Genomic DNA, 23,079 nt, shown 5'->3' on the forward strand with positions numbered 1-23,079 from the left:
CGGGATTGTCCGCGTTCGTCCCGTTGTGCATCGCTGTTCCCCGTCTGTTCACCTGAAGTGCTCCGTTCTGTTCAGCGCGCGAGGGGGCACTGCGGTCACCATCGATTCATGACGCTCAATCCCGCAGGCGAGACAGTCGCGACCGGAATCCCGGGCACGCTCGCCGAAAACATGACGATGGCCGAGCAGCACGACTGGCATCGGTCGTTCCTGCGGCGGCACCCGGTCAGTCGACGAAATTTCCTGGTGGGAGCGGCCGCGACGGCTGCCGCGGTAGGCGTCGGGAATTCGGTGTTCGCTCGCACTGCCTATGCGCAGGACGCCCCGCTGGCCGTGGCCGGACGGCACATGGGATTCGGAAACGACCCGGCGACGCAGCTGCGGTTCTCCGCTCAACTCTCGCGTAACCCGGGTCTCACCGGCGTCTTTCTCGACCACGGCCCCACACCGGCACTGGGCGCGACGACGTCCGCCGAGGTGCGCAACCTGATCAGCCAGGTGCCGCAGACCGACGGTGGGATTCTCTCGGCCGAGCAGTACTACGTGCACGTACCCGTCGACAATCTGACGCCCAAGCTGCCGCACTACTACCGCTGGCGCACCGCCGACGGCTTCGTCAGCGACATCCGGAGCGCGTCTCCGGCGCTGCCGACCGGTCGTATCGCTCCGTTCCGGTTCACAATGATGGGTGATCAGGGCGTCGACGAAACCCCATCGCAGCCGGCGGGTCTGGTGGCCGGAGACTACGACGACCTGTACTACAAGGCGGACAACGAACCATCGGTCAAGCACGCGCGCAACATCAATCGCGCGATCGAGGCCTCGCGTCCGGACTTCCATATCCTGGCCGGCGACATCGCGTACGCCGACCCATCCGGTGCCGGACTTCCTCCCCAGTTCGCGAAGCACGGACAGACACCGCCGAAGGGGTTCGACAAGTTCAACCCCTTCGTCTGGGACGGCTACTTTCAGGCGATCGAGGCGAGCGCGTCCACCGCTCCGTGGTTGTTTGCCACCGGCAATCACGACATGGAGGCGCTGTACAGCCCCGACGGCTACGGCGGCCACGCCGCGCGGCTCGATCAGCCGACCACCGGGCCCAAGGGATGTCCGTCGGCCTACTCGTTCGTCTACGGCAACACCGCCGTTCTCTCGCTCGACGCGAACGACGTGAGCTACGAGATCAAGGCCAACACCGGGTACAGCGGGGGAGCCCAGAACACCTGGGTGGAGCAGACTCTCGCGAAGTATCGGGCAGATCCGAACATCGACTTCATCGTCTGCTTCTTCCATCACTGCGCGTATTCGACGACGTCCACCCACGCGAGCGACGGTGGCGTGCGCGACGCCTGGGTTTCGCTGTTCGACAAATACGAGGTGGATGTGGTGCTCCAGGCTCACAATCACGTCTTCGAGCGCACCGATCCCATCCGTGGCAACCGCGCGACGCGGGTCGCTGGAGACAATGCGACCGTCAGTGGAAAGACCGACGGCACCGTGTATTACACCGTCGGCGGAGGCGGTCGTCCCAGGTACACGTTCCAGGACGGCGAAGGCGTCAGCTACCGAGGCAACGAGTTACCCGACACGGCAGTTCCGAACAGCTATGTATGGGCACCGGACGGCACCAAGTCGGCCGAGTCCATCACCTGGTCTCGGGTGCGATTCCTCAACTACTCGTTCGTCAGAGTCGATGTGGTGCCGGGTATTCCGGGCATCAAGGCCAGCACGATGACCATCGGTGCCATCGACGAATACGGCAACGAGTTCGATCGGCTGACGTTCGAGCGAGACATCCCGGTGGGTCCGATATTCGGCTCGTCCTAGGTCCCCATGTGCATGGAACTTCGACCCCTGCTACGAAGTTCCATGCACATGCGGCGAAGCCGCTCTACAACCACTTCTGGCGTTTGAACACCACATACAGTGCGCTGGAACAGATCACCATGGCAACCAGTGCGAGTGGGTAGCCGAACTGCCATTTCAACTCGGGCATGTCGTCGAAGTTCATGCCGTAGATGGCGGCGATGAGCGAGGGCGCGAAAAGTATTGCGCCCCATGATGAAATACGCTTGACCTGTTCGTTCTGTTCTAGGCTGACCTGGGTCATGTTGCGCATTTCTTCGTTCTGCTGCTGCGCCACCATGGTGGAGTGCACGGTCATCGCGTTCTGCAGATTGGACCGGAACGCCTCGATGCGGTCCGAGATACGGATCGCGTGGTCCAGCACGTCGCGAAGATTTCGCTGCAATTCGACGTCGACGTGATACTTGTCCGACCCACGCTTGAGCGATTCGATCATATCGACCAAAGGCTTGGCAGCACGATCGAATTCGGATACCTCACGCAACAGCGAATAGATTCGGCGCGACACGCTCGGATCGCCGGTGAACAGTTGATCCTCGATCTCGTCGATGTCGGTTTGCAAGCCCTTGATGACGGGAACGTATTCGTCGACGACTTGGTCGAGGATGCCGTACAGGATCGCTTCGGGCCCCAGTCCGAGCAGTTCGGGAGATTCCTCGAGCCGGTGCCGCACCTTGCCGAGTTCGGGCGATTCGGCGTGGCGAATGGTGACCACGAAATCTGCGCCGAGAAAAATGTGCAATTCGCCGAATTCGACCTTTTCGGTCTCGTCGATGTATCTGGCGGGGCGTAGTACGACGAAGAGCTGCTCGGCATAGCGTTCGAGCTTCGGCCGTTGATGGGCCGCAATGGCGTCCTCGACGGCCAGTCGATGCAGCCCGAATTCGGTTGCTACAGCGTTGATTTCGCTGAGCTCGGGTCGGTAGAGGCCAATCCATGCCATTCCGTGGCGATCTCGCATGCACTCGAAAGTGATATCGAGGCTTTCGGGATTCGCGGTTCGCTTCCCCTCGACGTAGACGGCGTTGTCGACGATCGGCACTTCGGGTCACCTCGGTTCGAGAAACAGATGTGCCGGACGGCACCAGATCGAGACTATCGCCTGAAACAACGTGGCGGCGCAGCAGCAAGTGCATGTCACGCACGTGCCCTGGAGCAGCGGCTGCTCGACGTCGATCCTGTTGCGGTCGAGCTAGCCGTTGCCGACGATCACCAGAATGGACGCGTTTTCGCTGACCTTGGTTCCGGCCTGGAAATTCGTTCCGATCACGGTGGCGTCGGTGCGGTCGTAGTCGGTGGTGACGTCGGTGAAACCGGCGTCCGAGAGCGCCTGCAGGGCGTCCGATTCCGAGCTGCCCGCGACAGCAGGAATCGTGGCCCGATCCGGCGCGGCCTGGGCGATGGCGCTGCCACCGAGCGAGAGGGCACCGGCTACGGCGATCGTGGCGATGGTCTTCTTGAATCCGATACGCATGATGTTCTCCTCGGTGAGGCGGAATCGCTGATGACACGACCCTGCTCGCCGATGCTGAGTCGAGCCTCGGATGTTGCTGTGAACCTGCTGTCAGTCCCGTGACATGCTGATCCGATGCTTCTCGACCTCCTCGGCTACATCGGTATCGCAGTCTTCGCGGCGTCGGGTGCTCTGGTCGGAGTGCACCGCCGGTTGGATCTGTTCGGGGTCTGCGTCGTCGGCATCACGACGGGCATCGGCGGTGGGATCATTCGTGATCTGCTTCTCGGAATCCACCCTCCGACGTCGTTGGACACGTGGCCGAACATCACCGTCGGCTTCTGTGCGTCGCTGGCCGTCTTCGGTGCTCATCGACAGATGGGCAAGGTGCGACGCGGCGTTCTCGTGCTCGACGCGTTCGGGATGGGACTGTTCGCGTCGACCGGTGCGACGATCGCGTTGGCGTCCGGCGGGAGCGCCCTGTCAGGAGCTCTCATCGGCACCACGACGGCGGTGGCCGGCGGCGTGATCCGAGACGTGCTGGTCAACGAAGTACCCCTTTTGCTACATCGAGACCTGTATGCCCTGCCGGCGTTGCTCGGCGCGTCGACCGTCGTGTTGGCCGATGTTCTGGCACTGCCGGAGAACGTGGGACTCGTGGTGGGAACAGTGCTCGCGACGGGGTTGCGTCTGCTTGCGCTGTGGCGGAAGTGGAACCTTCCGCTCGCACGGAACCTTCCCGTGCCCTAGGTGGAGTAGGTACCCCTCTCAGACAGATCTCAGTCGACCAGGACAAACTGTACGAATGCGGATATTGGTGGTCGACGACGATCGAGCGGTGCGTGAGTCGTTGCGCAGGTCGCTGACGTTCAACGGTTACACCGTGGACCTGGCGGTCGACGGGCTCGACGCGCTCGAGCAGGTAGCGGCGGGGCGGCCGGATGCGTTGGTACTCGACGTGATGATGCCTCGGCTCGACGGCCTCGAAGTGTGCAGGCGTTTGCGCAGCGTGGGCGACGACCTGCCGATTCTCGTGCTGACGGCTCGGGATTCTGTGTCCGAGCGCGTCGCCGGTCTCGATGCGGGTGCCGACGATTACCTGCCGAAGCCGTTCGCGCTCGAAGAACTACTGGCCCGGCTGCGGGCATTGCTACGGCGCACCGCGATGGAGGCGGGCATCGACTCGGAGACCATGACGTTCGCGGACCTGTCGATGGACCCGGTCACCCGGGAGGTCTCGCGTGCCGAACGCTCCATCAGCCTCACCCGAACCGAATTCTCGTTGCTCGAGATGCTGATGGCCAATCCGCGTCGAGTCCTCACCAGAAGTCGAATCCTCGAAGAAGTCTGGGGCTACGACTTCCCGACGTCGGGCAACGCGCTCGAGGTGTATGTCGGGTACCTGCGACGCAAGACCGAGGCGGAGGGGGAGTCGCGGCTGATCCACACCGTTCGCGGTGTCGGGTACGTCCTACGCGAAACGCCCCCGTGATGGTCGCTCCGTTCGGACGTAAGACGGCCGACGTCGGCGGAAGCTCGCCTACCGCGACGAGACCTCCTGCAGCGATGCGGCCGCCGACTCCGCTGACTCGGTCGGTGTCGTTGCGCTGGCGGGTGACGCTGCTGGCCGCCTCGGTCGTCGCAATCGCGGTGGCGGTCATGGCCATTGCCGCGTACACCGTTGTCTCACGAGCACTGTACGGCGATGTGGACACGCAATTGCGTTCTCGTGCATCAGCATTGGCAGAGTCGACCCTTGTTTCCTATGATCCACGGTTCGTCGCCGGTGCCACGTTGTACAGCACCGACGTGAGCGTGGCGTTGATCTATCCGGACATGTCGAGCTACAACCCACCCGGGCCCAAGGTCCCGATCGGCGACGCCGAACTCGCCGTGGTGCGCGGAGATCAGGAATCGTCGCTGCGGACGCTCGATGATCAGCGAGTGTTGGCCATCCGCACCAAGGACGGCAGCACACTCGTAGTCGCACAGCGGCTGTTGCCCACCGGAGAAGTACTCGATCGACTGGCGTGGGTCCTGTTGATCGTCGGTGGCTTCGGAGTGGTGTTGGCTGCCGGAGCAGGCATGGCTGTGGGCCGCACCGGTTTACGGCCGATTGCTCGATTGACAGCCGCGGCCGAACGAGTGGCGCGTACCGATGATCTGACGCCGATCCCGGTGACCGGTGACGACGAATTGGCTCGGCTGACAGAGAGTTTCAACACCATGCTCCGTGCACTCGCCGAATCTCGGGGCAGGCAGAGCAGATTGGTCGCCGACGCAGGCCACGAACTTCGGACCCCGTTGACATCGCTTCGGACCAACATGGAGTTGCTCATCGCGGCCGGTCGCCCCGGTGCGCCATCAATTCCGGACGACGACATGGCCGAATTGCGAACCGACGTGGTGGCGCAGATTCAAGAACTGTCAACGCTGGTAGGAGATCTGGTCGATCTGGCGCGTGAGGACGCACCGGAGACAGTGTTCGAGCGTGTCGACCTGGCCGATGCCGTCGAACGGAGCCTCGAACGAGCACGCCGACGCCGCAACGAAATCGACTTCGACGCAACGCTGATGCCGTGGTTCGTCTACGGCGACCAGGCGGGACTGTCGCGGGCAGTGCTGAACGTGCTCGACAACGCGGCGAAATGGAGTCCGAGCGGCGGCGAGGTGCGAATCGCCATGCGGCAGATCGGTGATGGTCTACTCGAGTTGACGGTGGACGACGCGGGCCCGGGTATCCCCGAGGAAGATCGGGAGCTGGTGTTCGAGCGCTTCTACCGCTCCACGGCGTCGCGTTCGATGCCCGGAAGTGGCCTGGGTCTTGCCATCGTGCGACAGGTGGTCGTCAAGCACGGCGGCACCATCGGGGTCGAGGTATCCGAACGCGGCGGTGCGCTCATTCGGATCGTGCTGCCGGGCGAGAGTGCCACGGATCCCCGCACACTCTCGGCAAACTGATAGCCGGATCTCAGCGCGCTCTCAGTACCGCCCTGCACAGTGAGTAGCAAGAAGGCGGGCGGACCTCTGGGTCCCTACTGAAGGAAGCAGCAACGATGAGTGACGACCGTAACGAATCCGAACAGCCCGGACAGGGTGCCGGGTCCGAGCAGTATCCGGCAAACCGGGCTTCGGGCGGCGACGAGCAGAACTACTCGGCCCAGCAGCATCCGACTCAGCAGAATCCGGCTCAGCAGGATTCCACTCAGCAGCACCCGACGCAGCAGTTCCCGTCCCAGCAGACTCAACCCCACAACGCAGGGTCGCAACCGCCACAGCAGGGTTACCCGCAGCAGTACGCCGGCTACGGGCAGGGGGCCTACCAGCCCGGCTACGGGCCGTACGGCCAGCAAGGTCATCCCCAGGCGTCCACGCAGGCCCACGCTCAGCCGCAGCACGTTGCACCGCAGTCGAATTCGGCGCAGGGTGCTGTGAGGACCCGGCCCGGTCGCTCGGCGCTGGTGGCCGGAGCCATCGCGCTCGTTCTGGTCGGCGGAGGAATCGGCGGCGCGGTCGGCGCGATCGCGACCAACAACGCGAACAATAACGGTGGCGCAGTCAGCAATTCGTTGAACTCGACTGTCACAGCCGCGCAACCGGCCGCGAACTTCCCCGATGGCTCCGTTCAGGCCGTCGCGAACAAGGTTCTCCCGAGCGTGGTGCAGATTCAGGTCAAGGGTTCGCAGGAAGAGGGTGAGGGCTCGGGCGTCATCCTCAGCAGCGACGGCTTGATCCTCACCAACAACCACGTTGCGACGGGCGCAGGAGCCAACGGCAAACTCACCGTTGCCTTCTCGGACGGCTCGGTGGCCGACGCCACGATCGTCGGTGCCGATTCGGTGTCGGACATGGCCGTCATCAAGGCCGAGGGCAAAACCAATCTGACGCCTATCGAACTCGGTTCGTCGTCGAATCTCGAAGTAGGACAGCAGGTTGTCGCGATCGGTTCACCGCTCGGCTTGGCGGGCACCGTCACCACCGGCATCGTGTCGTCACTCAACCGACCGGTGTCGACCTCCGGTGAGTCCGGCAATCAGAACTCGGTCATCGACGCCATCCAGACCGACGCTGCGATCAACCCGGGCAACTCCGGCGGTGCGCTAGTCAACACCGACGGCCAGCTGATCGGTATCAACACCGCAATCGCCACACTCGGCGGTAGCGAGGGATCCGGTGCGCAGAGCGGCTCGATCGGGCTCGGGTTCGCAATACCGGTGGATCAGGCCAAGCGCATCGCCGACGAGTTGACCACCACCGGCAAGGCGACCCAGGCCATGATCGGGGTCCAGGTGCCGTCGCAGGACGACGCCAACGGTGCCACCGTCGTCGAGGCCACCGAGGGTGGCCCGGCGGCATCGGCAGGAATTCCCAAGGGTGCCGTGATCACCAAGCTCGACGACCGCATCATCTCGAGCGGCGACGCATTGATCGCGGCGGTTCGCTCGCACGCTCCGGGAGACTCGGTCACCGTCACCTACACCGATGGTGGCAGTGAGAAGACGGCGACGGTGACGCTCGGAACCGCAGAGCCTGCCGCGGCTCAGCAGCAGCCTCAGACGCAGCAGCAGGAACAGCAATTGCCCTTCCAGGTTCCCTCCTTCCCGGGCGGTCGCTGATGTTGCGGGAAGCGGGCAGACACGGGACGGTTGCAACGATTTATGCACAGCGTGAGCCGGGTGGAGGCCTTACTACTACGGTGAGCGGTATGGAACTCGACGCACCACTGGCAGGGCGCGCGTTGGTCGTCATCGTGGACGACCGGACTGCGCACAGCACCGAGAAGGATTCGACGGGACCTCTCGTCACCGAACTGTTGACCGAGGCAGGTTTTCTCGTCGACGGCGTTGTTGCAGTGACTGCCGACGAAGTAGACGTGCGAAACGCGCTCAATACAGCGGTGATCGGCGGTGTCGATCTGGTGGTATCCATCGGCGGCACCGGCGTCTCGCCGCGAGATGTGACGCCCGATGTCACCGCTGAGGTACTCGATCGCGAGATCCCGGGCATCAGCGAGGCGCTGCGTTCGTCGGGTCTGGCAGCCGGCTCACTGGATGCGGGCCTGTCCAGAGGTTTGGTCGGCGTGTCCGGTAGCACCCTGGTGGTCAACCTGGCGTCCTCACGTGCTGCCATCCGCGACGGCATGGCCACACTGACGCCATTGGCGAGCCAGGTCATCGCCGAGCTGTCAGGGCTGGACGCGTAGCGACACCGATGAACGAGCCGAACGACGATCGATCGGCCGAAGACCAAGCGAGCCGGGCCCGAGCAGAACGGGCCCGGCTCGCTCGCATCTTCGGCGAAGTACTCCCCGATACGACTGGGGACGAGCGAAACGACGGCCCGGATGCGGACTCGAGCGGTTCGCAGTCGGACGAATGGTTGAAGCAGCAGCGACCACCTCATTACTTTTGATGTGATCCACGACACATTTTCTTGGCTGGAATGACAGGTCTGTTAGTTACTCGTTTACCTAGCGTTAGCGAGTTACTCGGTAGTAGCTCCGGACGAAAAGTTCTGAAACGGACGTTGCGGACGCCGCGCTGACCGGACTGTTCCGATGATCCGGACATGGTTGCGTCGGAGTATTCCCACATCAGGGTCGGTTTATTCGAATGAGGCCGATGTAACAGTTCGACGCCTCCGAGAGATGCTGTGACTCGGGTTATCGCTAACACGGCTGTGAAAGTTGTTCACGCCGCCGAAACACATCACGGGTCGGCAACGTTTGGGCGCCGATCCTAGGGATTGTCACGGTCAGGCATCTCCTCTAATGTTCCCCTCAGCTTCCGACAGCAGGGCGTGGGACCAACAGGTGCCGCGCCCTTAATCTCGGAACAGTTGGATCGAGGATGTGGCCTTCACGGCTCCATCTGGCTCGGGCTCGTACGCATCGTTGCGTGCGATCTAGTTCGAGGGTGAAAGCCACAAGCTTCCCCGTGCGACACCGCGCTGGGACTGAACATGATGAGGAATAAATGACGGAGATCCAGAAGTCGCGGCGCAGCCGGGGACTCAAGTCCATGAGCGTCGCAGTTGCTGCCAGCGCTTCGGTAGTCGGCCTGGTACTCGGTACCGGAACCGCTTCCGCCGCTGTCGACAGCTCGAACTCGATCGTCGACGCTGACGGCAACACCGTGACGGTGACGCTGTCCGACACCTTCATCAATGGTGTTGCTCCGCTCGACGGCAGCCCCATCACTCGTGAGTGGTTCGCTAACGGCCGCGCGTCCTGGGACGTTCAGGGTCCGTCGGCAGACGACTTCGAGGGCACCATCAAGATCGGTTACCAGATCGGCTACCCGCTGAGCCTCGACGGCGGCATCGACGTCGAGTGGGCTTCGCCTACCGCCAGCCTGGGCATCTCCAGCGGCAACGAGTCGAGCATCCCGGCTGAGTTCCCGCTCGACGGCACCGCGCCTTCGGTCGGACCCATCGGCACCGAAGCCACCTCGAGCAGCGGCCTGGACATCGGCGTCGACCTGATTCCTCAGGCCACCGGCTTCATCAACCTCGGAACCGGCCCCGGCGTCGTTCAGTCCGAGAGCGCGATCGCGGTCGTCGGCGAAGAAGCCGACCTGACCTCCTCCGAGGGTGACGCAGCCGGCACCACCGGTTCCATCCAGATCGCCAACCTGCACGGCACGGCCACCAAGATCCTCGGCAATGTCACCATCCGTCCGTACGTTTCGCTCACCAGCGCAACGGGCGACGTCGCAGTCACCTACGGCGCACCGGTTCGCCTCAACTGATTTCGATCGGTTGTAGCTCGGTGAAGTAACTTCATACAGTTCAGGCCCGCATGGATCTCTCCGTGCGGGCCTGAACTATGTTCGGCTAGAGCATGGTTCGACTTCAAGGAAGGTTCACGTAGTGACGTACCCGAAATCCCGGTTCACCGCCTTGGTAGCTGGAGCGGCCGCTGCCGTCGCGATTGTGACCGGCTGCAGCAGCAGCGACGAGACCGCTTCTACCGGCGAGAACACCGATGTCTGCACCACCTTCGCCGCCGATCACAACGCGTTCGTTGCACTCGTCGCAGCAGGGCCGGGGACAGCAGAGAACATCGACAAGTGGACGTCCGACAAGCAAGCCGCCGTCGACAAGCTGACTGCGCTGTCCGGCACCGCGTCCGGCGACGTCGCAACCTCGCTGACGACATTCGCGGATGCACTGCCCGCGGACACTCTGGAACTCTCGACCACGGACAGCGAGTCCGGTAAGGCCTTCGTCGACAACGCCGCGGCCGTGGCCTCTGCATGTGAAGCAGACGCAACCACAATCACCCTCGACGAACTCCCGCGGTCTACCTTCACCAACTGAGTACTCCCGGGTTGCGCTCCATCGCATCCCCTGAACGGATGAATGCGCCATTCACGCTGTTAGGCAGCGTAAATGGCGCATTCAGTCGTTACGAGGAATCGATTCGTTTTGTGTCGACTTAAACGGCAACCGTGTTTCTACAGATTCTTGCCTTTGGCGGCCACCAGTATGGATGCGGCCAGGAGTGTTAGTCCTCCGATCAGGACCAGCCACAAACCCCATCCGACCGAGGGGCCAATCTGTGCGCCCATGAAGTTTCCCTTGGTATTCCCAACGTTCGCCACGTCGTAGAGCGCAATGATGCTGACAACCAAGGCAAGTAAGGGGGTGATGTAGCGGTCCCCAAGCAAGGCCCTCCCCTCGCGAACTATGACAACGACCGACAAGAGGGCTGCGAGTCCTCCTAACGCGACCGTGATTGCACCGTCGCCCTCGGTCCCGTTCTGGCTGAAGGCAAAAATGGTCACCCACGGTCCGAGGCTTCCGATAACGATGGCGATGCTGGCAGCTAGGCATGTGATTGTCCATGGCTTGACTGTTGCCGCGTACTTTGCCTTTTGTGTTGACACGGGAAGCCCTTCGTAAAGATCGACATCCCTGGCGACGTCGAAGTAAACGGATCTTAAAATCCCCACGACTGTTCGCGTCGAGTTTGCGCCACCTGATCATTCAAACGGATGACCCTGCTGCATGCCCGAAAGAATGAATGTGCCAGTCACGCAATCTCATTGCGTGAATGGCGCATTCATTCGTATCGGTGGCCCGCAGCTGCGGGCAAATTGAAGTCAGTCCTTGGAGTGCTTGCCCAAGTCCGGCGTGGCGTCGATTGCCTCGCCGCTACCTCCGGTGGTGTCGGCCGCAGTCGACAGTTTCTGTCCTGCTGCGCTTCCCCCTGCAAGGATGTCGCGAATCTGCACCAGCACGTCGACGTCGCTCAGTTCTTTTTCGGCCTTGCTGACGTAGCGCTTCTTCGCGGTGTTCACCGGCAGGATCAGTACGAAGTAGACCACTGCCGCGATGATGATGAAGTTGATGATCGCCGTGACGACGGCTCCGAGATTGATGAACGTCGCATCGTTGTCCGACAGGATTTTGATGCCCCATCCCAGTTCGTTGCTGCCGCCGACGGCCGCGACGAGGGGGTTGATGATGTTGGTGGTGAAAGCGGTGACGATGGCGGTGAATGCCGCACCGACGACCACTGCAACTGCGAGGTCCACGACGTTGCCGCGGAGTAGAAAATCCTTGAAGCCTTTGAGCATGAGCCCTTCTCCCAACCTTCGGTGTGTTCTGTCTCGAGAAACGTTAGTGCAGGGTCACCGTCAGAGCGCTGACCAACGACGCGGCGGCCACCGTCGTCGCATCGTCGGTCGGTAACGCAAGCAGCACCACGCGATCTCGTTGTCTGCTGCCCCCGGCGTCGGCGGACACGAGTACGACCACCGCGCCCGACGCCAGCACTCGGGCCGCGGGAACGGCGTTCGGGTCTTCTTGTACCTCGACGGTCAACACGTCGACCTGATCGCCCTCACGCAGCAGGTCGCTCACTCCCGCGTCCGCGAGATGCACCGGTACGACGCGCGCCTCGGTCCCCAGTGCCGTCGTGGCGGTCCGAGATCCGAGTAGGCGTACGTCGGTGAGCAATTCGCCCGCTCGTACCGGCCCGGTGAGCGTCTGGCCGTCCACTGCGCCCGTATCGAGCAGTGCGCCCTCGGGGACAGTGGCGGAGTCCCAGTCGCTGATGACCACATCGGCCGGCGTGAGTACCGTCCCGGGCGTCAGATCGCGGCCTGCGGTGATCACTTCGACTCGGTCGTCGCCGGCAGCCTCGTCTACGAACAAGACCGCTGCAAGTGCCACCAATGCGCCTGCCGCCACTCGCCGGAACTTCGGGGAGCCGACCCACGCCGGCCGCAGGGTGATGCGATCGAGCAGAGTCGAGTCGAGTCGGTTCTTGCGAGCGGTCATGCTGGAACGCTATCGCCGACGAGGACGCTTCGAACGCCGAAAAGGCCGGGCTGTGGATAACGGCCCGGCCTGTGGATGAAGCGGAAAGCTACTGGCTTGCAGCAGCTTTCGTGGTGGACGACGAAGACGAGGAGCTCGACGACGACGAATCGGAAGATTTCTTCTCGGCGGGCTTGGAGTCGGACTTGGACTCGGACTTCGAGTCCGACTTCGCGGCGGCAGCATCGGACTTCTTCTCGCCAGCGCCCTCGCTCGACGTGCCCGAGCCACCTCGACTGTCGGTGCGGTAGAAGCCGCTGCCCTTGAAGACGATGCCGACGGAATTGAACAGCTTTCGAAGCTTGCCGGAGCACGCCGGGCACACCGTCAACGTGTCGTCGGTGAAGGACTGGACGATGTCGAATCGGTTGTCGCACTCGGTGCAGGCGTATGAGTATGTGGGCATCGTGTTTCCTCCGCGCTGGTCACCGAGGAGATTGGCTGCTCTGCGAGCCGAGGCCGAACACCGCCGGTGTCTTATCTGTTCTTCGAAACTGGGGAGAGCATTAGCACTCTACAGTCAGGAGTGCCAACCAATCGAATCGGAATGTTATTCCGTACCCAAGCGTACGAGTCCACCCCCGGGGGTCAACGCGTGCGTCACCTTTCGGTCGTGTGGCTCGTCCGGTAGTCGGTCCACCAGTTCGCTGTCGCGCACCACCGCGACCAGCATCGCGGCGGGTCCGCACAGGTCGAGTGTTCGGTCGTAGAACCCCGCGCCGCGTCCCAGTCTGACGCCACGCCGATCGACGGCCAGCGCCGGAATCAGCACCAGCGAACAAGCCGCCACGGCATCGGGATCGAGGATCGGTCCGGACGGCTCGCGCAGGCCGAAGGGGGCAGCCACCAACGATTCGCTCCCGGAGTACACCACCCAGCGCAACGGTCCCGGCTCGTGCGCACTCGGAAGCAGGACGGTGGAGCCGGCCGCGGCCATCGCGTCGAGCATCTGAAAAGAACCCGGCTCCCGGCCGACCGGCACGTACGCGGCCACCGACGGGTGTTCGGCCGCCAACTCGGCCACGACATGGCAGAGTGCGGAGGACTCCACCGCGCGCTGCGCATCGTCGAGCAGTCGGCGTTCGGCGAGGACATGTGCCCGCCAATGATCCTTGGGCGTGTTCTCCGAGAATTCGGGAACGTTCACAACGGTTCACTCACCCTTCCTGTGCAGTCGTTCAACGATATGCACTCGGGGGTAAAACGCAGCACACGGCGAGCAGATCACCAGAAACCATGGATAGGGTGAGCACCATGACAGAAGCCGTTACCGCGACGACCGCCGCCACGCCTGTGCATTTCCGCACGGCCATCGTTCCTGCCGCAGGCATGGGCACCCGGTTCCTGCCGGCCACGAAAACCGTTCCGAAGGAACTGCTTCCGGTCGTCGACACACCCGGTATCGAACTCGTCGCCGGAGAAGCGGCAGATTCCGGTGCGCAGCGGTTGGTCATCGTCACCTCACCCGGCAAGGACGGTGTCGTCGCCCACTTCGTCGAGGACCTCGTTCTGGAAAAGAAGCTCGAAGCGAGCGGCAAGCTCGAAATGCTCGAAAAGGTGCGCGTCGCCCCCAAACTCCTCGACGTGCAGTCGGTCATTCAGCACGAACCCCTCGGGCTCGGGCATGCTGTCGCCTGTGCCGAAGAAGCCCTCGACGACGACGAGGATTCGGTCGCAGTGCTGCTTCCCGACGATCTGGTGATGCCGCGGGGCGTGCTCGACGTCATGGCTCGTGTGCGCGCCAAGCGCGGCGGCTCGGTGCTGTGCGCCATCGAGGTTCCCGACGACAAGGTCTCCTCCTACGGCGTCTTCTCCGTCGAGATCGTGCCCGACGCGGTCAACCCGAACGTTCTCAAGGTCACCGGAATGGTCGAGAAGCCCAAGCAGGAGGACGCCCCGTCCAATCTGGTTGCCGCAGGCCGTTACCTGCTCGATCGCGCGATCTTCGACGCGCTGCGTCGAATAAAGCCCGGCGCGGGTGGAGAGCTACAACTCACCGATGCCATTGCGCTGCTGATCGAAGAAGGCCACCCCGTCCACGTCGTGGTGCACCGCGGATCGAGACACGACCTCGGAAATCCCGGGGGATACCTGCGCGCTGCGGTTGACTTTGCTTTGCAACGTGACGACTACGGTCCGGCGCTGCGCGAATGGCTGAACGAGCGCTTGAGCGACAGCTGGGCACCGGAACTGACAACGTACGAATAGCATCGCGGGTCGATGTATTAGAGGAAGGGCCAGATGCGCTCGGTCGAAGATCAGCAGACCAGAGTGACCGCCGCAGCGGTGGCTCCACGGCCTGTTCGGGTCGCCATCTCGGAAGCACAGGGCCTGCTGTGTGCCGAAGAAGTGGTCACCGAGCGTCCCCTTCCCGGTTTCGATCAGGCGGCGATCGACGGCTACGCAGTGCGCAGCGTGGACGTGGCAGCGGCCGGTACGGATCTGCGTAACGAGGAAGACGAGCGCATCGACCTGACGCTGCCCGTCGTCGGCGAGGTCTCGGCCGGATCGCGTCAACCCATCCGTCTGCAACCACGGCAAGCAGTGCGCGTCGATACCGGCGCGCCACTGCCGACCCTGGCCGATGCGGTGCTGCCGCTGGATCGCACCGACAGCGGTCGTGCCCGCGTCAAAGTGTTCCGGCCGGTGCGCTCGGGTGACTACGTCCGCAAGATCGGCGACGACGTCCAACCCGGCGACGTGGCTGTTCGTGCAGGCACGATCATCGGCGCAGCTCAGGTCGGACTGCTCGCAGCGGTCGGCCGCGACAAGGTGCTGGTACACCCGCGTCCCCGGCTGTCGGTGATCTCCGTGGGCGGCGAACTGGTCGACACCGATCGGACCCCAGGGCCCGGACAGGTGTACGACGTCAACTCCTACGCACTCGCCGCCGCAGCGCGTGACGCCGGAGCCGACGTCAACCGCGTCGGGATCGTCAGTACCGATCCCAAGCGTCTGCGCGAGGTGGTCGAGGGCCAATTGATCCGATCCGAGATCGTCGTCATCGCCGGGGCAGTGGGCGGCGGTGCGTCGGACGGGGTGCGGGAGGCGCTCGGTGAGCTCGGCGACATGGAGGTCGAGCGAGTCGCCATGCACCCCGGGTCGGTCCAGGGGTTCGGCCAACTCGGACGTGACGAAGTACCCACCTTCTTGCTGCCGGCGAACCCCGTCAGTGCGCTGGTGGTGTTCGAGGTGATGGTGCGTCCGTTGATTCGCATCGCACTCGGGCGACGACAGCCGATGCGTCGGACCGTGACGGCGCGGACCGTAGCTCCGATCACCTCGATCGAGGACCGCAAGGGATTTCTTCGCGGCCAACTCATGCGCGACGAGGGCACGGGCGAGTATCTGGTTCAGGCACTCGGGGGCGCGCCGGGATCGTCGTCGCACCTTCTCGCGACACTCGCCGAGGCGAATTGCCTGGTCGTCATCGATCCCGAGGTCACCGAAATCCGCACCGGCGAAGAAGTGAAGGTCTCTTTCCTCGCTCAGAGAGGCTGACGCCAGTGGCGTGGCCAGGTGCTGCCTGGGGCGCTTAGGCGCACCACTGCGCGTAGCGCATACGATCGACGGATGCCGCGAACGTGGTCGAGCCACCCAGGTTGGCCGGCGAAATTGGGTCCTGTGAGAGTGGCCGGCGGAACCGTCACGCTACGGCCCGTACGGGTGCGAGACGCGGCAGCCTGGAGCCGGATTCGCACCGAAGACCGCGCCCACCTCGAGCCCTGGGAGCCCAGTGGCGAGGGCAGCTGGAATTCACGGCACCACATCTCGTCCTGGCCCACCCTGTGTTCGGGTCTCAAGTCCGAGGCCCGCAAAGGGCACATGTTGCCCATGGTCATCGAGGTCGACGGCGAATTCTGTGGTCAGATCACCACCGGAAACATCGTGCGCGGCGCGTTGCGGTCCGCGTGGATCGGCTACTGGGTGTCCAAGGAGGTCAACGGTAAGGGCGTCGCTACGGCGGCACTCGCGCTCGGACTCGACCACTGCTTCGGCCCCGTCGGACTGCATCGCGTGGAAGCAACTGTGCGACCGGAAAATCTCGCCAGTCAGGCAGTGTTGCGCAATGTCGGGTTCCGCGAAGAAGGTTTGCTCTACAAGTACCTGGACGTCGACGGTGAATGGCGCGATCACAAGCTCGTGGCCATCACCTCCGGTGAAGTACAGGGAACCGTCGTCGATCGGTTGGTCCGTTCGGGACGGGCCGCATGGGCCTGATCTGCCCCGAAGAGATGGCACTCCTGTTGTCAAAGTGACAGGAGTGTAATTCGGGTCGGCGCGTCTGCGTGGTTCTTGCACCTCCTCCCCATAGCCTGATGTCGTCACGACTGTCGCCGTTGCCCAAGGGAGGAGAACATCGCCGATGCCGAACTCGATCATCTGGATCGGTCTCGTGGCCGTCTGGCTCTTCGTTCTTCTTCCCATGCTGATGACCAAGCGTCCCCAGATCATGCAGACCACGGATGCGGCGCTCGCCACGCGCGTGCTGCATCGGGGTGGCACCAAGCGAAAGCAGCGCGGCCCAGCGACCGGCCACCGCAGCGATCCTGACTGGCGACCGGAGGACGACCTCCGAGTCTCCGCGCCGGCCCGTGAAATCTTCGGCCCGACCCTGGCGTCCGTTCGTTCAGACTCACCCGATCTACCCGGTACCGCGGAGGACCCGATGGACACTCACGCAGCAGAGAACGACCTCGAACGCGACGCACCGGATCAGGAACCAGCGCGCGAGAGATCAGCCGCGCACGAGCCCGGCGTCGTCGACGACGACTTTGTGCCTCGCCGACGCGGCCGCGGTGGTTTCGATCCCGAGGCAGACGCGATCGCCCGCGCTGCGCGGTATGCCTTTCGGCAGCGCGCAGTGCTGGGTCTGGTTTTCGCCGCGATCACCACAGCGGCATTGGCGTTCATCATTTCTCCGACGATCTGGTGGCTGTGCGGTCTGTCCGCCGCCGTCCTCGTCGGTTACTTGTACTACCTGCGTCGGCAGGTGCAGATCGAGGAAGAGGTGCGCCGGCGTCGGCTCACCCGAATGGGCCGGTCCCGGCTCGGGGTGGAATCGGAGACCGACGAAGAGCTCGAGCTCGTCCCGCAGCGCCTGCGTCGACCCGGCGCGGTTGTGCTCGAGATCGACGACGAGGATCCCGAGTTCGAGCATCTCGACCACTACGACGAGCCGTTCCAGGCCAGCCGTGACGAGGATCGGAAGTTGCGCCGGGCGCAGGGCGCGTAGCGGCCGTCAGACACGGCTTTGCTAGAGTTACCCAGTCGGTCTCGATGACGGCAAAGGGGCTGTGGCGCAGTTGGTAGCGCGTCTCGTTCGCATCGAGAAGGTCAGGGGTTCGATTCCCCTCAGCTCCACACCGCATTCGATTACAGGCCCGATCGACACTGTCGATCGGGCCTGTTTTTATGCGCAGGTCGATGTCGGAGAGTGCGCTTCCGCTGATAACGCGAGTCTGGTTCGCATCGGCAACTGTATGTTTGTCCGGTGCTCAGTCGCCTCGGTCCTCGTCGCGCCGGACTGTTGGCAGACGCGCTGACGATCGTCTCGATCGTTGCTGTCGGAGTGTGTGTCGCGGCAGTCCTGGAACGCGGTGACGTGCAACAACCCGACACGCGAATCGGTTCGGCAACGACGCCGGAGGTGACCGCAGTCGACGCGCCGGAGCCGACCTCCGAGCCGGTGGACACCACTTTCCGCAGTCCCGAGCTCGCATTTCCCACCACCATCCCGGGTTGCGACAACGTCGAACGCCCCGTCCCCGAATCCGGCACGTGGGGACGATTCGTCACCAGTGCAGACAGTTACGACAACCCGCAGTACCCGTGGTACTCGGGGCCCCGGTCGGTGATGATGACCGAAGCACTCGGCGATGCCCTGCCGGACGGCGTCGACGTCGCATTCGGAAGTACCCGCGAATCGCTCGTCTTTCAGCCGATTCCGCAGACTTCGAGTGAACCGGGAGACCCGCCGCCGCCGGGGTTCGCATCGGCTTCGGCCGAGATGTGGCGTGGTGAGACGCTGGGCCTGCTCGCCGTCGATGTCTCCGCGGCGGGCACAGATGTTCCTCCCTGCGTCGCCGGCGCCCTCCAGGAGCGCACGACCGCGAGGGACGGCACGATAGTGGGCACAAACGAGTCCTGGTACGAGTACGGCGACGACCGGACAAACTTCCGGTCGGTCGTGGCCTACGCCCCGGACGGCTCGCGGATCAGTGCGACAGCATCGGACAGCGAAGGATTTCAGTCGACGAATGTCGGTGAGCGGGACGTCGTGCTCACCATCGACGAATTGAAGACCATCGTGTCGCTGCCGCAGCTCAGGATCGCCGCTGCGATTCCGTCCGGTACCCCCGAACCGGCCGAGGCCTGCGACAACTCGTTCGCGTTCTCCTCGGGTGGCGCGAAAATCGATGCCGCGTCGGCGAAATCGTTGAACACCGCCCTGGAGCGCATCGACACGGGACTGCGCTTCGATCGTGGTCTGAACACGTTGATGCTGGCGGCCTTCGATACCGGTGTCGTGTGCACGCACGTCGACGTGCTCGACACCGGTGCAGACCTGTCCATCTCCATTCGCGGGGGCCAAGAACTGCCGACGATCCCAGACGTGTACGACCCCGCCTATGCCAGCAGGCCTCTGTCGACGGAGACGCTCGACGGCGGAGCAGTGCTCCAGATCGACGAATCGCCGTATTCGTATTCGCCTGCACCGGAATCGGGTTCGAGCGGTGGGATGCGCCGATCGGTTACGGTCACCTACCCGTCGGGTACGCAGGTGCAGGTGCGTTCACACGCCGAGAACCCGGACGAACCGCTCGATGCCGATACTCTGCGCGTCATCGCCACGGCCGAAGGGCTCGATGCCCTGTGAATGTCTATCGACGGCTGGCGATCAGCGCGGTCGCGGCACTCGTCAGCGTCGGTGCAGCTGTGGTGTCGGTCGGTACCACTGCGCAGCAGAGCGAACCTCTCGAACGGTCTACGCCGACGTCGCCAGGTGCGGTGTGGACTCTCGATGCCTCCGATGTGCTGGGTAACGAGTTCGCTACCTTTCAGGACCCGGTGGGCGGGCGGTTCGGTGAGAAGGTCGGCGGCGTCATCGAGGCAGGCGATGTTCTGGTGACCGAGGTCGGTGTGACGAACCAGGAAACCCGGGAATTCGACAAGTCCGAGTTGGTCGGGCTCGACGCTTCGACCGGGGAGGTGCAGTGGACGACGTCGGCGGAGGGTATCTCGAATTGCTCCACATCACTGCTCGGTGCACTGATGTTGTGTAGCAGCGGAAGCGACGTCGTTGCGGTGAACACGGCCGACGGTACGGTCTCCCGGCACGCAACCGGGTGGGAGATCTTCAGCGTGGCGACGGACGGCACCGACATCTACGTGATGGAAGGCGCGATCGACGGCTACACCACGAGAATTCACCGTGGGACGCTCGACGACCCGGATTCGCGGTGGTCTCTGTCGGTGGAAGATGCGTACGTGGGAATGTCGCTGCCCGGCGACATGATCGAATTCGTGGGTGGGCTGGGCGTCACCAATTTTCTCTCGTCCACCGTCGTGTTCGATCCGGCGGCCGGAGCCGTCATCTCGAATTTCGGTGTGCCGGACTGCGTCCGTGCGCGTTCGGTTCGCGGGAGCGATGTCCGTTTCGTCCTGGGACGGCATTGCAGTGACCTGTTCGAGTATCGAACCGACGTGGTCGATATGCGCGGCCGTGTACTCGGAACCGTCGACGCCGAGGTCTATCAACGAATCACGATCGACGCACCGGCGCAGCAGGACGACCCAGTTCTGTTGAACGGCAATGCGTTCGACCCCTCGACGGGCCGGATGATCTGGTCCTGCGCCCAAGACGAGTACGGCTGCCTGTACACAGGCGACGTCGCGATTGTCGGGAACGTCGTGTTGGCGGGTGGAGCCGCCGCGCTCGATCTCCACTCGGGCGAGCCGGCGTGGCCGTCGACCGTCGAGCCGCTCCCGGTCACTCCGGAGGTGTTGCACGACGATGCCGTCTGGTTGTCCGATTTCGAGGAGATCGTTGCGGTCGATCCGAGCACGGGATCACGCCGGGAACCGGTGTCGGTGGAAGGGCTACTCGGAAACACAGAGGGACTGTCGGACGAGGTCGAACTGTTCGGTATCCGCGACGGAGTTGTCGTGCTCAACGAAGCACGGTTGAACGTGATCCGCTGACGTGCGCTACGAGTAGGTGCCCAGGCGGTCGTCTACGGCGGTCGATGGTTCAGGGGCGAGTCGGCTCACTGCGGATAAACCGGATAAGTACCCGTTTCATCGTTAATCGCGAGATCCGAAGTACGTTCGAGGATATTTGACCGTGATTCACATTGTTTATCATGCATAAATCGACGATTATCTTCCCGCAATAGTGAGGTAGCATCAGATTCGTCCGCGGCTCGCATTTCGGGACACATGAATTCTGCAAGCGAATCGAGCCACACGATTGCCGAAAACAATTCGTCAGGGGTTGGCACGGGTGAACACTCTTTCGATCGTTGTTCCTGCATTCAACGAGTCCGCCCACTTGGGTGAATGCTTGGATGCACTGCTCGAGCAGCAAGAACACATTCACGAAATCATCGTCGTCGACAACAACTCCACCGATGACACTGCTGCGATCGTGCTCGATCGCCGACGTCGATTCCCGATGGTGACACTCGTGGCCGAGTTCGAGCGGGGAGTTGTACACGCACGAAACGCCGGTTTCGATCACGCGAGCGGATCGATCATCGGACGCATCGACGCCGACACACACGTCGGCGCAGGCTGGGCGAAATCGGTTCTGGACTTCTTCGATCGACGGCTGGACTACGCTGCGGTGACCGGGCCGATCTACCTTTACGACTCGCCTTGGGCCGCTCCCTACCGGGCCTTCGTCAAGTACACGACCAAGCGGAAAACCGATGAGCTGCGGGTATCTGCAGCATCCGGCAACAACTTCGCCATTCGCCGCTCCGCCTGGGAGGCGGCCCGCGACCGAGTGAGTGTGCGAACCGACCTGCACGAAGACATCGATCTTTCCCTGTGCCTCTACCGCGTCGGGCTGCGCATCGCGCAGATCAAGTCCATGTGTGTCGAGGTATCGGGGCGTCGACTGCTCACACCGCCACTCGAATACCGCCACTATGTACTGAGCTCCTACCGGACCTGGGCGTTCCACAACCTGGCGGGCAAGTCGCTGCGTCGATTGTTGGTCGCGGATATGGTTCTGCACACTGTTCATTGGCCGCTGACACGCATGTTGTCCACATGTGATTCGCGCATTCTGCCGGTATCGCATTCCGACACAAGCGTTACACCCGATCGACATCTGTCTGCTATTCGCGAAGATCGATTTGCGGCTGCCTCCGGAAAGTGAATTCTCGGTAGCTCGACGATGAATGGCAGCAGTGTAATAAGTAGTCGGATTCCTCGGATATCGAATCATCTCCGGAGCGATATCCACAAAGTCCGTTTCGTCCGAGAATCACAGAGATGAATGGTCGGTCTCAGGCGTGAACGAGGTCGAGACCACACCAATTCTCGTGGCCCAGATAGTCGAGCAATGCAGACTCGGCGGGACCGGACGGCGAGCGGACGCTTGCGCGAACGGCATGCGACACCGGGGGATCGAGTGGGCGCGCAAGGTGTCCGTAGCCCGGCGGGAGGGCTGAGGCCGGTATCAGTGTGACACCCAGACCCTCCGAAGCCAGCTTGACCGCAGTGGCCAGTTGGGACGCGCGCGCGACGGTCGATACCGACAACGACTGCGAGCGAAGTGCGAGCGTGATGACGTCGTCGCGAGCACTGCCCCGTCGAAGTCGAACCCACGGCTCGAACGCCAGTTCTTTCAGCGTCAATACCTTCTCGGTCAACAGCGGGTGACCCTCGCACAGTACGACGACATAGGATTCGTCGCCGATGACCGTGGCATTCGGATCGTAGTGGCCGTAGTCGCTGGACAGCACCAGGTCTGCCTCGCCGGTGCGCACCAAGCGGTCGATGGCCTGGGGGTCCGACTCCTCGTACAGGGTCACCTCGAGGCTGGGATACCGTCGCCGCAACTCTCCTATGGCTCGTGGGAGTTGGCACATCCCCAGTCCGGTCTCGACGACGACGACGAGCTCGCCGGCAACTGTTCCGGAGCAGGCCGTCGCGGCAGCGCGAGCGCGGCGAGCGGCGGAGACCGCGATCGATGCCTCCTTGACGAAAGCGCGTCCGGCGACGGTGAGGCTCAGTCCGCGAGAATTCCTGACGAACAGTTCCACGCCGAGTTCCTTCTCCAGCGACCTGATCTGCTGCGAGATCGACGGCTGAGCGACGCGGAGCTTTTCGGCCGCCGCGGTCACCGACCCCTCCTCGGCTACGGCGAGTGCATATTCGTATTGGCGGATACTCATGCGCCGGCTCCTATAGGGATTGTC

23 protein-coding genes and 1 tRNA gene are annotated in these 23,079 nt (G+C 63.2%); 16 read left to right on the plus strand and 8 right to left on the minus strand.

Annotation, left to right across the window (positions count from 1 at the left end; genetic code table 11):
- The first annotated feature begins 108 nt into the window (after positions 1–108).
- Positions 109–1,827, plus strand: a complete 1,719-nt coding sequence (locus QM797_RS09495; protein ID WP_283275098.1) for a metallophosphoesterase — start codon at positions 109–111, stop codon at positions 1,825–1,827.
- Between the two features lie 64 nt (positions 1,828–1,891).
- On the opposite strand, the gene corA is transcribed toward QM797_RS09495, so the two are convergent.
- Together corA and QM797_RS09505 are read right to left on the minus strand one after the other, a co-directional pair.
- Complete coding sequence (gene corA / locus QM797_RS09500) at positions 1,892–2,908, minus strand: magnesium/cobalt transporter CorA (protein WP_283275099.1); 1,017 nt, start codon at positions 2,906–2,908, stop codon at positions 1,892–1,894.
- Positions 2,909–3,058: 150 nt separating this feature from the next.
- A complete protein-coding gene (locus QM797_RS09505; RefSeq protein ID WP_283275100.1) occupies positions 3,059–3,340 on the minus strand; it encodes a PASTA domain-containing protein in 282 nt (93 codons plus the stop codon).
- Positions 3,341–3,454: 114 nt separating this feature from the next.
- On the opposite strand from QM797_RS09505, the gene QM797_RS09510 reads away from it, so the two are divergent.
- From QM797_RS09510 to QM797_RS09545, 7 genes are all read left to right on the plus strand, one after another.
- Complete coding sequence (locus tag QM797_RS09510) at positions 3,455–4,069, plus strand: trimeric intracellular cation channel family protein (protein ID WP_283275102.1); 615 nt, start codon at positions 3,455–3,457, stop codon at positions 4,067–4,069.
- Between the two features lie 55 nt (positions 4,070–4,124).
- The gene (locus tag QM797_RS09515; RefSeq protein WP_283275103.1) at positions 4,125–4,811 is read left to right on the plus strand and encodes a response regulator transcription factor; all 687 of its coding nucleotides are present in this window, start codon (positions 4,125–4,127) and stop codon (positions 4,809–4,811) included.
- A complete protein-coding gene (locus QM797_RS09520; protein WP_283275104.1) occupies positions 4,811–6,280 on the plus strand; it encodes a HAMP domain-containing sensor histidine kinase in 1,470 nt (489 codons plus the stop codon). The genes QM797_RS09515 and QM797_RS09520 overlap by 1 nt, the downstream gene beginning before the upstream one ends.
- Positions 6,281–6,375: 95 nt before the next feature.
- Complete coding sequence (locus QM797_RS09525; protein WP_283275105.1) at positions 6,376–7,935, plus strand: S1C family serine protease; 1,560 nt, start codon at positions 6,376–6,378, stop codon at positions 7,933–7,935.
- 89 nt (positions 7,936–8,024) lie between these two features.
- Complete coding sequence (locus QM797_RS09530; protein ID WP_032377304.1) at positions 8,025–8,522, plus strand: MogA/MoaB family molybdenum cofactor biosynthesis protein; 498 nt, start codon at positions 8,025–8,027, stop codon at positions 8,520–8,522.
- A 772-nt stretch (positions 8,523–9,294) separates the two neighbouring features.
- Positions 9,295–10,068 carry an MspA family porin gene (locus QM797_RS09540; protein ID WP_283275108.1) on the plus strand — a complete coding sequence of 258 codons (774 nt, stop codon included), beginning with the start codon at positions 9,295–9,297 and terminating at the stop codon, positions 10,066–10,068.
- A gap of 121 nt (positions 10,069–10,189) precedes the next feature.
- The gene (locus QM797_RS09545; protein ID WP_283275109.1) at positions 10,190–10,639 is read left to right on the plus strand and encodes a hypothetical protein; all 450 of its coding nucleotides are present in this window, start codon (positions 10,190–10,192) and stop codon (positions 10,637–10,639) included.
- 137 nt (positions 10,640–10,776) lie between these two features.
- Here the strand turns inward: QM797_RS09545 and QM797_RS09550 are convergent, their stop codons facing one another.
- The 5 genes from QM797_RS09550 to QM797_RS09570 form a co-directional block, all read right to left on the minus strand.
- Complete coding sequence (locus tag QM797_RS09550) at positions 10,777–11,274, minus strand: hypothetical protein (protein WP_283275110.1); 498 nt, start codon at positions 11,272–11,274, stop codon at positions 10,777–10,779.
- 150 nt (positions 11,275–11,424) lie between these two features.
- On the minus strand, positions 11,425–11,901 hold the full coding sequence (mscL, locus tag QM797_RS09555; protein WP_283275111.1) for a large conductance mechanosensitive channel protein MscL: 477 nt from the start codon (positions 11,899–11,901) through the stop codon (positions 11,425–11,427).
- A 43-nt stretch (positions 11,902–11,944) separates the two neighbouring features.
- Positions 11,945–12,607 carry an SAF domain-containing protein gene (locus tag QM797_RS09560; RefSeq protein ID WP_283275113.1) on the minus strand — a complete coding sequence of 221 codons (663 nt, stop codon included), beginning with the start codon at positions 12,605–12,607 and terminating at the stop codon, positions 11,945–11,947.
- Positions 12,608–12,695: 88 nt separating this feature from the next.
- Entirely contained in the window at positions 12,696–13,052 is a 357-nt protein-coding gene (locus QM797_RS09565; RefSeq protein ID WP_283275114.1) for an FmdB family zinc ribbon protein, read from the minus strand.
- A 144-nt stretch (positions 13,053–13,196) separates the two neighbouring features.
- Positions 13,197–13,793 (minus strand): 5-formyltetrahydrofolate cyclo-ligase, encoded by a 597-nt coding sequence (locus QM797_RS09570; protein ID WP_283275115.1) that lies wholly within the window; start codon positions 13,791–13,793, stop codon positions 13,197–13,199.
- Positions 13,794–13,900: 107 nt separating this feature from the next.
- On the opposite strand from QM797_RS09570, the gene QM797_RS09575 reads away from it, so the two are divergent.
- From QM797_RS09575 to QM797_RS09610, 8 genes are all read left to right on the plus strand, one after another.
- On the plus strand, positions 13,901–14,854 hold the full coding sequence (locus QM797_RS09575) for a UTP--glucose-1-phosphate uridylyltransferase (RefSeq protein ID WP_283275116.1): 954 nt from the start codon (positions 13,901–13,903) through the stop codon (positions 14,852–14,854).
- Positions 14,855–14,887: 33 nt separating this feature from the next.
- Positions 14,888–16,147 (plus strand): molybdotransferase-like divisome protein Glp, encoded by a 1,260-nt coding sequence (gene glp / locus QM797_RS09580; RefSeq protein WP_032377296.1) that lies wholly within the window; start codon positions 14,888–14,890, stop codon positions 16,145–16,147.
- 72 nt (positions 16,148–16,219) lie between these two features.
- Positions 16,220–16,867 (plus strand): GNAT family N-acetyltransferase, encoded by a 648-nt coding sequence (locus QM797_RS09585; protein ID WP_283275117.1) that lies wholly within the window; start codon positions 16,220–16,222, stop codon positions 16,865–16,867.
- Between the two features lie 145 nt (positions 16,868–17,012).
- The gene (sepX, locus tag QM797_RS09590; RefSeq protein WP_283275118.1) at positions 17,013–17,882 is read left to right on the plus strand and encodes a divisome protein SepX/GlpR; all 870 of its coding nucleotides are present in this window, start codon (positions 17,013–17,015) and stop codon (positions 17,880–17,882) included.
- Positions 17,883–17,937: 55 nt separating this feature from the next.
- Positions 17,938–18,010, plus strand: a tRNA-Ala gene (locus QM797_RS09595).
- A 130-nt stretch (positions 18,011–18,140) separates the two neighbouring features.
- A complete protein-coding gene (locus QM797_RS09600; protein WP_283275119.1) occupies positions 18,141–19,526 on the plus strand; it encodes a hypothetical protein in 1,386 nt (461 codons plus the stop codon).
- The gene (locus QM797_RS09605; RefSeq protein WP_283275120.1) at positions 19,523–20,851 is read left to right on the plus strand and encodes an outer membrane protein assembly factor BamB family protein; all 1,329 of its coding nucleotides are present in this window, start codon (positions 19,523–19,525) and stop codon (positions 20,849–20,851) included. The genes QM797_RS09600 and QM797_RS09605 overlap by 4 nt, the downstream gene beginning before the upstream one ends.
- 301 nt (positions 20,852–21,152) lie before the next feature.
- Positions 21,153–22,034: a glycosyltransferase family 2 protein gene (locus tag QM797_RS09610; protein ID WP_283275126.1), complete on the plus strand. Its 882-nt coding sequence runs from the start codon at positions 21,153–21,155 to the stop codon at positions 22,032–22,034.
- Positions 22,035–22,164: 130 nt separating this feature from the next.
- Here QM797_RS09610 and QM797_RS09615 read toward each other — a convergent pair whose 3' ends face one another.
- Positions 22,165–23,055, minus strand: coding sequence for a LysR family transcriptional regulator (locus QM797_RS09615; RefSeq protein WP_283275128.1), 891 nt, complete (start codon positions 23,053–23,055; stop codon positions 22,165–22,167).
- Positions 23,056–23,079 lie beyond the last annotated feature (24 nt).

Origin of the sequence: Rhodococcus sp. IEGM 1381 (assembly GCF_030056795.1) — a bacterium.
In the GTDB taxonomy this organism is placed as follows: domain Bacteria; phylum Actinomycetota; class Actinomycetes; order Mycobacteriales; family Mycobacteriaceae; genus Rhodococcoides.

What these genes read in the sequence shown, in the direction of transcription:
- QM797_RS09495 (WP_283275098.1), top strand. Translation starts at nt 109, where the DNA reads ATGACGCTCAATCCCGCAGGCGAGACAGTCGCGACCGGAATCCCGGGC.
- QM797_RS09510 (WP_283275102.1), top strand. Translation starts at nt 3,455, where the DNA reads ATGCTTCTCGACCTCCTCGGCTACATCGGTATCGCAGTCTTCGCGGCG.
- sepX (WP_283275118.1), top strand. Translation starts at nt 17,013, where the DNA reads ATGCCGAACTCGATCATCTGGATCGGTCTCGTGGCCGTCTGGCTCTTC.
- QM797_RS09515 (WP_283275103.1), top strand. Translation starts at nt 4,125, where the DNA reads ATGCGGATATTGGTGGTCGACGACGATCGAGCGGTGCGTGAGTCGTTG.
- QM797_RS09585 (WP_283275117.1), top strand. Translation starts at nt 16,220, where the DNA reads ATGCCGCGAACGTGGTCGAGCCACCCAGGTTGGCCGGCGAAATTGGGT.
- QM797_RS09530 (WP_032377304.1), top strand. Translation starts at nt 8,025, where the DNA reads ATGGAACTCGACGCACCACTGGCAGGGCGCGCGTTGGTCGTCATCGTG.
- QM797_RS09565 (WP_283275114.1), bottom strand. Translation starts at nt 13,052, where the DNA reads ATGCCCACATACTCATACGCCTGCACCGAGTGCGACAACCGATTCGAC.
- QM797_RS09560 (WP_283275113.1), bottom strand. Translation starts at nt 12,607, where the DNA reads ATGACCGCTCGCAAGAACCGACTCGACTCGACTCTGCTCGATCGCATC.
- QM797_RS09520 (WP_283275104.1), top strand. Translation starts at nt 4,811, where the DNA reads ATGGTCGCTCCGTTCGGACGTAAGACGGCCGACGTCGGCGGAAGCTCG.
- QM797_RS09615 (WP_283275128.1), bottom strand. Translation starts at nt 23,055, where the DNA reads ATGAGTATCCGCCAATACGAATATGCACTCGCCGTAGCCGAGGAGGGG.
- glp (WP_032377296.1), top strand. Translation starts at nt 14,888, where the DNA reads ATGCGCTCGGTCGAAGATCAGCAGACCAGAGTGACCGCCGCAGCGGTG.
- QM797_RS09505 (WP_283275100.1), bottom strand. Translation starts at nt 3,340, where the DNA reads ATGCGTATCGGATTCAAGAAGACCATCGCCACGATCGCCGTAGCCGGT.
- QM797_RS09525 (WP_283275105.1), top strand. Translation starts at nt 6,376, where the DNA reads ATGAGTGACGACCGTAACGAATCCGAACAGCCCGGACAGGGTGCCGGG.
- QM797_RS09575 (WP_283275116.1), top strand. Translation starts at nt 13,901, where the DNA reads ATGACAGAAGCCGTTACCGCGACGACCGCCGCCACGCCTGTGCATTTC.
- mscL (WP_283275111.1), bottom strand. Translation starts at nt 11,901, where the DNA reads ATGCTCAAAGGCTTCAAGGATTTTCTACTCCGCGGCAACGTCGTGGAC.
- QM797_RS09540 (WP_283275108.1), top strand. Translation starts at nt 9,295, where the DNA reads ATGACGGAGATCCAGAAGTCGCGGCGCAGCCGGGGACTCAAGTCCATG.